General features: G+C 74.8%; 11 protein-coding genes. 2 read left to right on the top strand and 9 right to left on the bottom strand.

The window, feature by feature from the left end; translation table 11 throughout:
* Positions 1–9 precede the first annotated feature (9 nt).
* From K7862_RS14910 to K7862_RS14925, 4 genes are all read right to left on the bottom strand, one after another.
* Complete coding sequence (locus tag K7862_RS14910; protein ID WP_222963054.1) at positions 10–4,959, bottom strand: DNA repair ATPase; 4,950 nt, start codon at positions 4,957–4,959, stop codon at positions 10–12.
* A gap of 5 nt (positions 4,960–4,964) precedes the next feature.
* Positions 4,965–7,049 (bottom strand): flotillin family protein, encoded by a 2,085-nt coding sequence (locus K7862_RS14915; RefSeq protein ID WP_262413158.1) that lies wholly within the window; start codon positions 7,047–7,049, stop codon positions 4,965–4,967.
* An 85-nt stretch (positions 7,050–7,134) separates the two neighbouring features.
* Positions 7,135–7,881, bottom strand: a complete 747-nt coding sequence (locus tag K7862_RS14920; RefSeq protein WP_222963055.1) for a hypothetical protein — start codon at positions 7,879–7,881, stop codon at positions 7,135–7,137.
* 208 nt (positions 7,882–8,089) lie between these two features.
* A complete protein-coding gene (locus K7862_RS14925; RefSeq protein WP_222963056.1) occupies positions 8,090–8,641 on the bottom strand; it encodes a YceI family protein in 552 nt (183 codons plus the stop codon).
* A gap of 104 nt (positions 8,642–8,745) precedes the next feature.
* On the opposite strand from K7862_RS14925, the gene K7862_RS14930 reads away from it, so the two are divergent.
* Positions 8,746–9,249 (top strand): MarR family winged helix-turn-helix transcriptional regulator, encoded by a 504-nt coding sequence (locus tag K7862_RS14930; protein WP_222963057.1) that lies wholly within the window; start codon positions 8,746–8,748, stop codon positions 9,247–9,249.
* Positions 9,250–9,285: 36 nt separating this feature from the next.
* On the opposite strand, the gene K7862_RS14935 is transcribed toward K7862_RS14930, so the two are convergent.
* The 5 genes from K7862_RS14935 to K7862_RS14955 form a co-directional block, all read right to left on the bottom strand.
* The gene (locus tag K7862_RS14935; RefSeq protein ID WP_222963058.1) at positions 9,286–10,377 is read right to left on the bottom strand and encodes a PucR family transcriptional regulator; all 1,092 of its coding nucleotides are present in this window, start codon (positions 10,375–10,377) and stop codon (positions 9,286–9,288) included.
* A 114-nt stretch (positions 10,378–10,491) separates the two neighbouring features.
* Complete coding sequence (tatA, locus tag K7862_RS14940) at positions 10,492–10,770, bottom strand: Sec-independent protein translocase subunit TatA (protein ID WP_222963059.1); 279 nt, start codon at positions 10,768–10,770, stop codon at positions 10,492–10,494.
* 192 nt (positions 10,771–10,962) lie between these two features.
* Positions 10,963–11,487: a GtrA domain-containing protein gene (locus K7862_RS14945; RefSeq protein WP_222963060.1), complete on the bottom strand. Its 525-nt coding sequence runs from the start codon at positions 11,485–11,487 to the stop codon at positions 10,963–10,965.
* A 151-nt stretch (positions 11,488–11,638) separates the two neighbouring features.
* Positions 11,639–11,905 (bottom strand): DUF6295 family protein, encoded by a 267-nt coding sequence (locus K7862_RS14950; protein ID WP_222963061.1) that lies wholly within the window; start codon positions 11,903–11,905, stop codon positions 11,639–11,641.
* A gap of 2 nt (positions 11,906–11,907) precedes the next feature.
* A complete protein-coding gene (locus tag K7862_RS14955; RefSeq protein ID WP_222963062.1) occupies positions 11,908–12,678 on the bottom strand; it encodes a dienelactone hydrolase family protein in 771 nt (256 codons plus the stop codon).
* Positions 12,679–12,727: 49 nt separating this feature from the next.
* On the opposite strand from K7862_RS14955, the gene K7862_RS14960 reads away from it, so the two are divergent.
* Entirely contained in the window at positions 12,728–13,168 is a 441-nt protein-coding gene (locus K7862_RS14960) for a MarR family winged helix-turn-helix transcriptional regulator (protein WP_222963063.1), read from the top strand.
* Positions 13,169–13,179: the final 11 nt, after the last annotated feature.

The following is a 13,179-nucleotide window of genomic DNA, read 5'->3' on the forward strand; positions in this document are numbered from 1 at the left end:
CCTGCGTGGTCAGCCGGTGGCCGTCCTGACCGTCTCCTCCTTCAGGGCGGCCCAGCGCGCGGCCTGCCGGCCGGTGAGGGCGCCGCGCAGCTCGGCGAGCTTGAGCAGCGACGCCTCGGCGCCGGCCGCCAGGGTCTGCGCCTCGGCCCGGTAGTGGTCACCGACCAGGGCGTCGAGTTCGGCGTCGTCCATGGCGGGCACGATCCGCGCGGCGATCGCCGTCATCGTCCGGTAGGAGCCCTGCAGCAGGAACGGCGGCTCGGTGCGGGTGCGCGGCGACTGCGCGGCCGACGCGATGTAGGCGGCGTTGACGGCGAGCAGGGTGCGGCGGGCCCGCAGCAGGTGGCGCAGCACCGCGGTGATCTCGGCGCGGTCCGCCGCCGGACAGGGGTGCCGCAGGTCCTCCGGGCGGGCCGTCGGGTCGCCCTCGGCGAGCCGGACCAGCAGTTCCAGGTCCGCCCGGTCGCGGCCGGCGAGCGGTGCCAGGACCGGGTTGGCGGTCAGCGCGTTCTCCACGTAGCTGAACGCGAACAGGTCCTCGCGGCCGGACAGCACGTCACCGAGGTTCCACACGTCGGCGCGGTTGGCGAGCATGTCCGGCACCCGGAAGACCGTGCCCGAGCCGGTGTAGGGGTTGCCGGCCATGCACACCGCGAACCGGCGCCCGCGCAGGTCGTACGTGCCGTGCGCGCCCTCGATCCGCCGCTGGGCGTCGCACAGCGGGATGAACTTCTGGAGCAGTTCGGGCGAGGTGTGCTGGATGTCGTCGAGGTAGAGCAGGACGTTGGAGCCGAGCCGCAGGGCGAGGTCGATCTTCTCCACCTCGCGGCGGGCCGCCGCGTCGGGCGCCGCCGCCGGGTCGAGGGACGTCACGCCGCTGCCCAGCGCGGGCCCGGACACCTGCACCAGCGCCAGGCCGAGCCGTGACGCCACGTACTCGACCAGGGACGTCTTGCCGTAGCCGGGCGGGGACATGAGCATCAGCAGGCCGCCCGACGGGCCGAACTGCTTGGCCAGGCTGTCGCCGACCAGCGGCAGGTACACCTCGTCCAGCAGCCGGTTGCGGACGAACCCGGTGAGCGGGCGCGGGCGGTGGGCGTCCAGGTCCAGGCGGCGGCGTTCGGCCTCCAGCACGGCCGTCCGGTGCCGCTGGTACGCCGCGTACGCGGGCACCTCCTCGGCCCTGAACCGCCGCACCCGGGGCAGCAGTTCGTCCAGGCGCAGGGTCAGCCGGCGGCCGGCCGTGCGCGGGTGCGCGCCGAGCAGGCCGTCCACGCGGGCCTCGACGGGCGCGTCCACGGGGTAGTGGTCGGCCGCGGCGCCGCAGACCAGGACGGCCGCGGCCTCGGCCCGGTCGCCCGGTTCGCCGCCGAGTCCGGCCAGCCACGCCTCCGCCAGTTGCCGGCCCGCCGCGGGGTCCGCGCCGAGCGCCTCCAGGTCGGCGGCCAGCTCCTTGAAGGGCACGCCCTCCGGGCCGCCGAGCGCCGCGGTCAGGCGTTCGCGCAGTTCCCGCGCGCCCGGGCCCTCGGCGAACCCCGGCCGCTCGTCGGCCAGTTCGGCCACCAGGTACTCGCCCACCAGCCGCCCGTCCGCCGGCTCCTCCCCCACCGGGTGCGCGTCCGGGCCCAGGGCGGCGCGCGCGGGCCCCAGGCCGCGCGGCTCCAGGAAATCCGCCGCGGCCGCCCCGATCTCCCGCGCCAGCTCCGCCAGTGCCGGACCGCCGCCGAAGGACGCGGCCGCGCGGGTCAGCGAGCGCGCGCGGGTGGTCCACCCGGCGCGGGCCGCGGCGGGGACGCCGTGGACCCAGAACAGCTGCGCCGCGGCCCGCACGGCGGCCGGGTGGCGCAGCAGTCCGGCGCCGGCGGCCAGCCGGGACAACGCGGCCAGGATCAGCGCCGCGTCGTGGTCGTGCACCCCGCGCTCGTACCCCTCCCCCGGGCGCGCGGCGACCGCCTCCCGCACCAGCCGCTCGGCCTCGTCGGCGTCCTGCGGCAGCGGCCGTGCCGCGGCCTGCGCGTCCAGCAGCAGGCAGGCGGCCAGGTACTCGGCCCGGTACAGCTCGGGGGTCTCGGACGGCAGCGGCCGGTCCCAGAAGCGCCGGGTCGCGGCGAACTCCGGGTCGGTGACCGGCACGAGGTAGTCGGTGGCGCTGACGGTGAAGGCCAGGCCGTCGCCGTGCGGGACGAGCGCGAGGGCGAACGGGTGCGGGTTGACGGGGAAGCGGTGGCGGCCCAGCCGCAGGGTGGCGCCGCCGTCCTCGTACAGGTCGAGACGGTCGCGCAGCGCGCGGCCCGCGTCCTGACGTGCCGCGGCCAGCGCCGCGTCGAGCTCGGCGGCCCGCGACGGCTCGCCCATGGCCCGCAACCGGTCCGCGATCCGGCGGTGTTCGGCGGCCATCGGGTCGGCGGCGAGATAGGTGTTGAGCGCGTCGAGGGAGTCCGCGGCCGCGGCGCGTCGCCGCACGCCGTCCAGAACCCGCGCCGCGGAACCGGTCAGCTGCCGTACGCGCAGGGCCCGTTCGTCGGCGAGCGCCTGGCGGCGGCCGGAGAACGCCTGCTGGATCTCGTCGCGGCGGACGTCGAGCGCGGCGAGCCGCTCCGGGTCGGCGGTGAACCGCGTGGTGAGGTTCTCGACCCTGACCAGCAGCCGGCCGAGCTGCTCGTCGCACGCCTCGGGCGTGGCGGCCGCGGCCAGCGCCCCGCTCACCTCCTGCGCCAGCAGGGCGGACTGGGCGGCGAACTCGGCGTCCGACTCGGCCGCGGTCAGCTCGCGGCGGCGCGCGTCCAGCAGGGCGCGGGCCTGGTTGACCTCGGCGAGGACGGCGGAGGCCAGGTCCAGGATCCGGGTGCGCACGGTCGCGTCGGCCAGGCCGAGACCGGCGACGGTCTCGGTGACCGTGGCCAGGCCGGCGGCCTGCTCCGCCAGCCGCTCGGCGACCGGCCCGGCGGCCGCGGCGGTCGCGATCGCCCCGGCCGCGGCGGCCGTCTCCGCCACGCGCTGCCGGTAGCCGTCGAAGGCGTGCTCCTCGGCGAGGCACGCGGCCGCCCGCCCGGCCGCCTCGGCCAGGTGCCCGCCCAGGCCGGCGCCGAGCGCGTCCAGCCGGGCCGGATCGGCGTACCGCATCTCCCGCAGCGAGGCCAGCCGGCCCTGGGCGGCGCGCAGTTCGGTGAGGCGGGCGACCCACTCGTCGGCGCTCGCGGTCGCCTCGCCGCGGACCCGGCGGCCCAGCCCGGCGATGCGCGCCTCGACCTCGTCGGCGGCGGCCGCGGCCCGCGCGGTCAGCTCTCCGGCCCGGGCGTGGGCAGCGACCATCTGCCGCGCGGTGTGTCGCGCCCGCTCCAGCGGTCCGGCCAGGCCGCCGGCCTCGGGCCCGGTGAGCCAGTGGTGCCGGTCCAGGACGCGGTCGGCCGCGGCCGCCAGAGCCTCGTACGCCGCCGCGGTCGGGGCCGGTTCGCGGGCGGCGCGGGCCAGCGACAGGGCGTCGGACACCGCGCGGACGAGGTCCGGGTTGCCGATCCGCTGCAGCGGGCCGTCGCCGGCCGCCGGCGCGAAGGTGTCCGCGAGGTACGGGGTGTGCCAGCGCTGCACGGTGTGGACCCGGGCGGGTTCGCCGCCGTCCGCGGGCCGCAGGGTGAGCAGGGTGCCGTCGTCGAACAGCGCGCAGCCCTGGACGTGCAGCGGCGCCGCGGCCTCCTGGGAGATCGTGCGGTACGGCAGCAGCAGGCGGCGCCCGTCGGCGGCGGCGTGGAAGACGTACAGCACGTCCTCGCCGCCCGGGGACCGCACCAGCCGCTCGAACTCCAGCTGCTCAGCCGGGACTTCGGGTCCCAGGTCGAAGGTGCGCAGGCCGCCGGCGGCGAGCGCGTACCCGCCGGGGAACACCACGCCCTGCCCGTCGGGCAGCGGCAGGCAGGTGCGGGCCAGGGCGTCGGCCCGGTCGATCGTCGCCGTGCGGGTGTTGACGACGAAGTGCCGGTCGGCGTCCTCCCGGTACGGCCGCACCCGCAGCAGCACCAGCGGGCCGACCGCGGCGTACGCGACGTCGGCGTCCGCCAGCGACTGCAGCGCGTCCTCGACGGGCTCCTCGTGGACCGTCTCGCGGCCGGACTCACCGGTGGCGACGCGCAGCGTCCCGCCGGTGGTCCGCAGGGTGACGCGGCCGCCGTCCTCCGCGGTGAGGGCGATGTGCGGCCGCCGGCCCGGCACATGGCGGTCCCGGTCGACCGGGATCCGGCCGATCTCGTGGACCGCGCCGGCCGGCGGCGCCTCACGGGACGTGCCCTGGTAGCGGTACGACCCGTCGCGTTCCGCCTTCCACGACAGCACGGGGACGTCCGACGGCTCGGCGCCGGTCCGGAACACCGCGAGCAGCCGGTCCTCCTCGACCCGCAACCGCAGCACCCGGGTGTCCCGGTAGTACCGGTACAGCTCCCGGAAGTCCCGCAGGAACTCGGCGTCGTCCAGCAGCCCCGGCACGTCCGGCCCGGCGGCCTCGTCCGCCCGCGCGTCCCGGGCCGCGCCCGCGGACCCGCCGGTCGGCCGCCCGCCCGCGTCCGCGTCACCGTTTGCGTCACTGTCCGCGTCACCGTCCGGCCGCCCGACTGCGGCCACCGGCAGCAGCCGGAAGACGTCGGCGGGGTCGGTGACCTCGGCGGGGTTGGACGCGAAGAGGGCGCAGGGGCCGACCGGCGCGAGGTCGGCCGGCACGGCGGGGCGGGCGGTGGGCACGGAATCGGCGCCGGCCAGCACCAGTTCACCGCCGCCGAACACCTCCTGGCGGCGGGCCTCCAGCGCCCCGGCCCGCTCGGCGAGCTCACGCCCCGCCGCGACGAGCCGTGCCCGCAGCAGCGCCGCGCCGTCCCCGGCCTCCTCGCCGGCCCCTGGGGCGCCCGGCCCGGTCGCGGGCACCGCCTCCCCCGCCGGGCCGGAATCCTCGCCGGGGTCGCTCCCGTCGTGCACGGCGTTCACTGCTTCACGAGTCCGTTCGCCGCCGGGACCGCGGCACCGTCAGCCGGGGCCGGGGCCGGGGCCGGAGCCGGAGCCTGAGCCGGTACCGGAACCTGAGTCTGGCCCTGAGCCGGGACCGCGAGCCCGAGCCGCCCGAGCAGCGCCCCCAGGTTCCCGTTGTTCGCGCCGAACTGCGCCAGCACCCGCGTAGCGTCCTCGGTGAAGCGGCCGGAGCCGTCCAGCCAGGGCGCGGCCGCGCTCCGCACGGTCTCGGAGCCGGCGACGAACGAGTCGACCGCGCGGCTCGCGCTGACCGCCGCCAGCAGCCGGTCGACGAACACGTCCTCGCCGCCGACGATGCTGATGTCGGCCTTCTCCAGGCCGCCCGCGAGCACGGTGGCCTGCGCCTCGGCGATCTGCCGCTGGGTGTCGAGCCCGGCGAGCCGGATCTCCTTCTCGGCGGCCAGCCGCAGCCGGTACTCCTCGTGGCCGCGCGACGCGTCGTCCAGCGCCGCCATCGCCGCGGCCTTCTCGGTCAGGCCCGCGGCCTCGGCCTTGAGCCGCTCGCCGATCATCGCGGCCTCCGCGCCTGCCTGCGCCGCGGTGCCCTCGGCGGTGGCCAGCGCCAGCTGCCGGGCGCCCTCGGCCTCCGCCGTGAGCCGGGCGGTCATCGCGGCGGCCTCGGCGGCGCCCACCTTGCTGATCGCCTCGGCGCTGCGCTCCTGCACCTCGACCTCGGCCAGGCCCGCCGCGGCCGCCTCGGCCCGCAGTCCCTCGGCGAGCCGGACCTTGGCGTCGGCGTCGAGGTCGGCGGCGCGCTTGCGGGCCTCGGCCATGGTCAGCGCCTCGCGCGCCTTGTGCTGCGCGGCCTGCTCGGCGGCCTCCGCGGCCTTGATGTCCTTGACCAGCCGCTCCTGCGCCTGCGCCTCCGCGGTGATGACGAGCGCCTGCCGTTCCCGTTCGGCCTCCTGGACGAGCCGCAACTGCTTGATCGACTCCTCCTGTTCGGCGACCGTGCGCTCGACCGCGATGCGTTCGCGCACCACGTCGGCGACCTCGCGGCGCTCGCCCTCGACCTCCTTGTCCTTGGAGATGCGGGCGAGTTCGGTCTCCCGTTCGCGGGCGATGACCTCCAGCACGCGGTCCTTCTCGATCCGCTCGTTCTCCACCGCGATGACCCGCTCGCGGTTCTTCTGGGCGACCGCGACCTCGCGGGCCTGGTTCTCCCGCTGGACGCCCAGCGACTCCTCGGTGCGGATGAACGCGCCCTGCGAGCCCAGGCGTTCCTCCTCCTGGACCTTCGCGGTCACCGCCTCCTCGCGGGCCCGCAGCGTCTCCACTTCGCGACGCTGCTTGATCTCGGCCTCGGCCTGGCGGCGTTCGAGCTCCAGGATGGTCTCCCGCGCCTCGACGTTCTGCCGGGTGATCTCCTTCTGCTCGGTGCGCTGCGACTCGTTGGTCCGCACGTGCTCGATCACCGTCAGCTCGGTGATCTTGCGGATGCCCTGCGCGTCGAGGATGTTGGCCGGGTCGAGCTGGGTGACCGGCGTCTGCTCCAGGAAGTCGATCGCGCAGTCCTCGAGGTGGTAGCCGTTGAGGTCGGTGCCGATGACCTGGATGATCTGGTCGCGGAAGTGCTCGCGGTGGGTGTAGAGGTCGACGAAGTCCAGCTGCTTGCCGACGGTCTTGAGCGCCTCGGAGAACTTCGCGCTGAACAGCGCCTGCAGCGTCTGCTGGTGGCTGGCCCGCTCGGTGCCGATCGCCTGCGCGACCTTCACCACGTCCTCGACGGTCTTGTTGACGCGGACGAAGAAGGTGAGGTGGATGTCGGCGCGGATGTTGTCCTGGCAGATCAGGCCCTCGCGGCCGGTGCGCTGGATCTCGATGGTCTTCACCGAGATGTCCATCACCTCGGCGTTGTGCAGGACCGGCAGGACGACGGCGCCGGTGAAGGTGACGTCCACCTGCCGGGTCTTGGAGACGATCAGCGCCTGGCCCTGCTCGACCTTGCGGAAGAGCCGGCTGACGGTGAGCAGTACGCCGAGTGCGATCAGGGCGAGGACGGCGAGTGTGACGCCGATCCCCAGGGCGGTGGCATCCATGACGGATCAACCTCGATGCGGAAAGGGTGGAGTCGCGGATCGGGCGACGTGCGGATCAGGTGCGCGGACCAGGTGCGTGCGCGGATCAGAGGACGGCGGGGCCGTCGAGGGGGCCGGTCGGCGGGGAGCCCAGCGGGTCGCCGAACGGCGCGACCCAGAAGAACTCCCCCTCCGGCTCGTAGGCGTAGAGCAGGGCGCTGCTGCCGGCCGCGAGGCGTTCCTCGCCGCTCTGCCGCACCTGGACGACGGCGGTGGAGCCGTCCGGCGCGGCGACCTCGGCCTGGCCGAACGCGCCGGTGACGCGGCCGGTGCGGACCGTGCACAGCCGCCCGACGAAGTCCTCGCGGGACGGCGGGCGCCGGTCGGGGAAGAGCCGCCGCAGCGGGCGGACGGACAGCCAGGTGAGGAACCAGGAGCCGACGAGGGCCGCGCCGAGCACGGCGACGTCGAGCGCGGTGCGCGCGAGGCCGTGCGGGACGGCGCCGTCGACCGCGACGGAGCCGGTCAGGCTCAGGAACCAGGCGTAGGTGACCAGCAGCGACAGCACGATGGTGACGGGCACGCCGTCCAGTCCGGTGGCCGCGGTCAGCGAACCGCGCGGCCCGGCGTGGTGGGAGCCGTTCGCGTGCGGGCCGTTCGCCGGGGAGCCGGTCCCGCGGCCGGACGCCGGGTGCGGCCCGGCGTGGTGGGAGCCGAGATGGCCGTGGTGGCCCGGGCCGTGCGCGTCGGCACCGCCGAGCAGCACAAGGCCCCAGAAGGCCACCACGACCAGCATCGCCCCTCCGAACAGCACGGTCGGAAAGCCGAGGACGACAGCGGTGAACTCCCCCATTCCCGTTGCGCCCCCTCATCCCCTCGTCGGCTCTCCGAACGGCCGCAGTGATCGTGGCAGGTGCGGGGGACGCGCGGCATTTCCGGATTCCGGCAGTCTTGACCGGCCGCTCACGTCCCGGTTCGGGCCGCAACCGAACGGCCGCCGGCCGTCGTCCGCGAGGAGGTGGCGGACGACGGCCGGCGGCCGAGGGGGTGGGACCGGGTGATCAGGCGGTGGCCTGGGTCGCCTCGATCTCCAGGGCGATGCGGATCTTGTCGCTGACGGCCGCACCCGCGGCACCGCCGGTCACGCCGAACTCGCTGCGGCTGATCTCGGTCGCGGCGGAGAAGCCGGCGATCGCGTGGCCCTCGTAGTGGGTGCCGAAGCCGTTCAGCTCGAGCTGCAGGGTGACGGGCTTGGTCACGCCCTTGAGGGTCAGCTCGCCGTCGACCTCGAACAGCTCGGAGGTCTTCGGGCGGATGGCGGTGGTGGTGAAGGTCATCTCGGGGAACTTCTCGACGTCCAGGAAGTCGTCGCCGCGGACGTGGTTGTCGCGCATCTCGTTCTTGGTGTTCACCGAGGCGGTCTTGATGACCGCGTCGACCTTGGAGTCGAGCGGGTTCTCGCCCGTGACGATCGTGCCCTCGAAGGTCTCGAAGTTGCCGCGGACCTTCGACACCCCCAGGTGGCGGACGTAGAAGGACACGTCGGAGTGCACGGCGTCGATGGTCCAGGTGCCGGCGACGTAGCCGTCGATCACTTCGGTCTGCGAGGTCATGGTGGGCTCCTAGGGAAGCCGGGTTCTCCGGACAGATGCTTGAGCTTTCAACACCGAACATAACCCACATAGCTTGAGAGTTCAACCACCCCTATGCTGGGGGTATGAGTGGTGAGGTGCGGTGGCTGACGGAAGCCGAGCAGGAGACGTGGCGGGCCTACATGACCGCGAACGTCGAGTTCTCGGCGTACATCGACCGGCAGATGCGGCGCGACTCCGGCATGCCCATGGCCTACTACGAGATTCTCGTCCGGCTCAGCGAGGCCGACGGCCGGTGCCTGCGGATGAGTGAGCTGGCCAGGGCGTCGCTGTCCTCGCGCAGCCGGCTGTCGCATGCGGTGTCGGCCCTGGAGAAGACCGGCTGGGTCACCCGCCGGCCCGCCGACGGCGACCGCCGCGGCTGGGTGTGCGAACTCACCGACGCGGGGTACGCCGCGCTGGCGGCGGCCGCGCCCGGGCACGTCACCGCGGTGCGCGAGAAGCTCTTCGATGTGCTCACCCCCGAGCAGCTGGACGCCTTGCGGGACATCGGCCGGGCCATCAGCGCGGGGCTGCGGCAGGAGTGCGACGCGGCCGCGGCCGAGGGCTGCGAGGAAGAACCCTGCTGAGCCCGCACCGGCCACCGTACCGGCCCGGGCGCGCCGCTACAGGGGCGTAACGGGCCAGTCGAGGAGGCGGGCGCCCAGGGCGGCCGTCTCCAGGGTGTAGCGCTGCAGGGAGTCGTCCAGGTCGAAGCCGGTGAGGGTGGCGATCCGCTCCAGCCGGTAGGACAGCGCGCGCACGCTGAGGTCGAGGCGGCGCGCCGCCTCGGCGTTGACGTAGCCCGCGGCGGCGTACGCGGTGATGGTCGCGAGCAGCGGCTCCGCGCCGCCCCTGGCGTGCTCCAGCGGGCCCAGCACCGTCTTGACCAGGTCCGCCATCGCCGCGCGGTCCCGCAGCAGGACCGGGAAGACCAGCAGATCGGCGGAGCTGAGCACGCTCGCGGCGAGCCCCAGCCGCTCGGCCAGGTCCAGGGCGCTGAGCGCCTCCTCGTAGCTGCGGACCACGCCCACCGCCCCGCTGTGCGGCCTGCTCACGGCCACCCGGTGGCTCGAAGCGAGCTTCACGAAGGCGTCCAGGACCGGCTGCTGGGAGGTGGGCGCCACGCACACCAGACGCCCGTCCTTGGGCGCGATCAGCGCGTCGTGGTCGCCGAACCGGCCGGCCAGCTCGCGCTCCACCCGCCGCAGCAGCGGGTGCGCCTGGTCGTAGCTCTCGCCGTCCGGGGGCTCGGCCACCGCGACGACGTGCCGGTCGGCGAGCCGCAGGCCGAAGCCCTCGGCCTGTTCGGCGATGCGGCCGGGGTCGGTCCGGCCGTAGAGCAGGTCGTCGACGAACGCCCGCCGCGCCGCCTCGGCCCGCTGGACCGCGTGCCGCTGGGCCCGCTCGTGGCCCTCGCCGAGAGCGACGATGCCCGCCTCCAGCGCGGCCAGCACCGCGGCGCCGGTCCTGCGCAGCTCCGAGGCGTCCCGGGCGCCCATGACGCCGGGCAGCGAGGCCCAGGCGCGGCGCGCGGCCGCCAGATGCACGGCGGTCAGGTCACGCAGCCCGTAGCCGGCGTCCGCGGCCTGCTCGCCGAGCGCCCGCCGGCTCTCCCGCTCACCGCGGCTGAGCGCGCGGCAGCTCACGGATATGTCCGCGAGGATCTCCGGGAACCCGGCGACGAACTCCGGGGGCACCGCTGCGGCAGCCCCCACCACCGACGCCACCACAGACCCCCGCTGTCTCTTCCGGTTTCAGGACGTCATGAACGTACCAAGACTGCCGGATTCCGGAAGCGGGGGCCGGGGGCCGTGGGTGATCTTTGGCCGTTACTTGACGCCGGCCTCGTGCTGCTCGGTCTTCGCCTCACCGGCGGTCACCACGTCGCTGGGCGTGATGGCCTCGGGGGACGGGGTCGGCGACGACGTCGGCGCGCTGCTCGCGGTCGTCGTGTCGTCGGTCTTCATCGCCTTGGCCTCGGACTTGAGGATGCGCATCGACTTGCCCAGGCCGCGGGCGGCCTCCGGCAGCTTCTTGGAACCGAACAGCACGATGACGACGATCGCCACCACGATCAGGTGCCACGGCTCGAGCCCGTTTCGCAACATGGGATCCTCGCTCCTCAAAGGTCCGACTACTACTGCTTCGTCTGTCGCATTGTCACCCGAAAGCCGCCGACGACGGCACCCGGGTACTCAAAGCATGCGCAAAAAGCTCGTGAACGGGAAGACCTTTCCTGATCTGTCCCATGGCCAGAGACGGTGCCCAACGCCGGTGTGACTTCCGCCACTCGGCGCCGATCAGGCGGCGACCGCCACCTCGCCGCGGTAGAGGGCCGGGCCCGCGGCGGGCCGTTCGGCCGTCCGGCGGGTGAAGACCACCAGCCGCAGGACCAGGAAGCGGCCGATGCCGGCGAGCCCGGAGGCCGCGAGGTAGACGGCCTGGGCGAGCAGCGCGCCGGAGTGCGGGTGGACCGCGCCCAGGACCAGCACGGCGGCGGTCGTGACGAGGTAGGCGGCCGCCAGGGTGAGCGCGGACTTGGCGTGGATCCGCCACCCGGCCCGGCCGGCCCGGGCGGCGCCGAAGGTGAAGCGGTGGTGCAGTTCCGTGGCCAGCAGGGTGCCGGCCGCGGTGATGACGGCGTTGGCCAGGGCGAACGGCAGGCGGTGCCCGACGGCCGGCAGGACGGCGCTGGACGCCAGGCTCACGCCGCCTCCGCAGACGACGAACCTGGCGAAGGCGTTCAGCGCGCCGCGCGGCGCCTCCCGCGGTGTCTCCGTGCGCCCGGTGCCGGCGCGGTGGTCCCCGTTGTCCTCAGCATGCACAGCACTGTGCCGCCCGCCGCTGACACGCCACCGACAGCCCGCGCACACGCCCCTGACACGCCAGGTCAGGGGCGCCGCGAAGCCCGGGAGACCAGCGCTGGGCCGGGCAGATCGCCGCGAGGCGGGGTAGACCGGCGCGGGGGCGGGGAGATCAGCTGAGCATCTCCACCGGCACCGCGTCCAGGGCCTTCTGCACGGCGGCGACCAGCGCCTGCGCCGACTCCGCGGTGAGCTCCAGCGCCACCCGGGCGCCCGGCCCGGCGGCGGGCGCGCTGAAGTCGATGTTCAGCGTGTGCTCGGCCATCGCGTGGACGGGGTGGTCGTAGTAGACCGTCACGTCGGTGACGCGGAACCACGACCCGCCCGGCCCCTTGGCGCTGCCTTCGACACCGTCCTTGACGGTGAGGTACGTGCACACAGTCAGCCCCCGATGTGGCGTGCGAAGAAGGACTCGATCCGCTCCCAGCCGTCGTTGGCCGCGGCCACGTTGTAGCTGGGCCGGTTGACCGCGAAGAAGGCGTGCCCCGCCCCCTCGTAGGAGTGGAACTCGAAGTCCTTGCCGAGGTCGGTGAGGAGCTGCTCCAGCTCGGCGACCTGCTCCGGGCTCGGGTGCGAGTCCTCCGCGCCGAAGAGGCCGAGCAGCGGCGCCCGCAGCTCCGGGAGCTGGTCGACCAGGGTGGTGACCTTCAGCGGCAGGTTCGGCGGGATGATGCCGGTGACGAACGCGCCGTAGCAGTCGACGGCCGCGTCGACGTCCAGATGACAGGCGGCGAGCACGGTCTGACGGCCGCCGGAGCAGTGACCGATCACGCCGACCTTCCCGTTGGAGGTGGGCAGCGCGCGCAGGTACTCCACGGCGCCGGCCACGTCGCCGACCAGCCGCTCGTCGGGGACGCCGCCGTTGGATCGGGCGACCGCCGCCGCGTCGTCCGGGGAGGCGCCGGGCGCCTCGCGGGAGTACAGGTTCGGGCAGACCGCGTCGTAGCCGAGCTCGGCGAACCGGCGGGCGATCTCCTTGGTGGGCCGGTCGTAGCCGGGCAGGTGGTGGATGACGACGACACCGCCGCGTCGCGTGTCGCCCTCGGGCATGGCCACGTACGCCTCGATCGTGTCGCCGCCGTGGCCCGGAAGGGTGACGGTGGTGGCGGTGAGGGAGCCGGAGGCGGAGGCACCGGTGGGGAGTTGAGTCATGACGCCATCTCTACCATAAGGCTGGACTGAACAGTTTATACTGAAGACCATGAGCGCCCCGACGGCAGAACCGGCCCGGCTCGCCGCCGACCTGCGGGCCGCGCTGGGTCCCCTGCTCCGCCGCCTGCGGCAGTTCCGCCCGGACGACGAGCTGACGCTCTCGCAGACCTCCGCGCTGGTCCGGCTGGACCGCGAGGGCCCGGCGACCGCGTCGGAGCTGGCCGCGGGCGAGGGCATCCGTCCGCAGTCCATGTGCACGATCGTCAACCGGCTGCAGGAACGCGGCCTGGTCGAGCGCGCGCAGGACCCCGCCGACGGCCGCCGCATGGTGGTGTCGCTGACCGCGGCCGGCCGCGAGGGCCTGACCGGCGCGCGCGCCGAGCGGGCGCGGCGGCTCACGGCCGCGATCGCCGAGGAGCTCAGCGACGACGAGCAGCGCCTGCTGGCCGCCGCCCTGCCGCTGCTGGAACGGATCACCCGCCGCGTCTGAGCGGGCCGCGC

The organism is Actinacidiphila acidipaludis, assembly GCF_019890725.1.
Classification (GTDB): domain Bacteria; phylum Actinomycetota; class Actinomycetes; order Streptomycetales; family Streptomycetaceae; genus Actinacidiphila; species Actinacidiphila acidipaludis.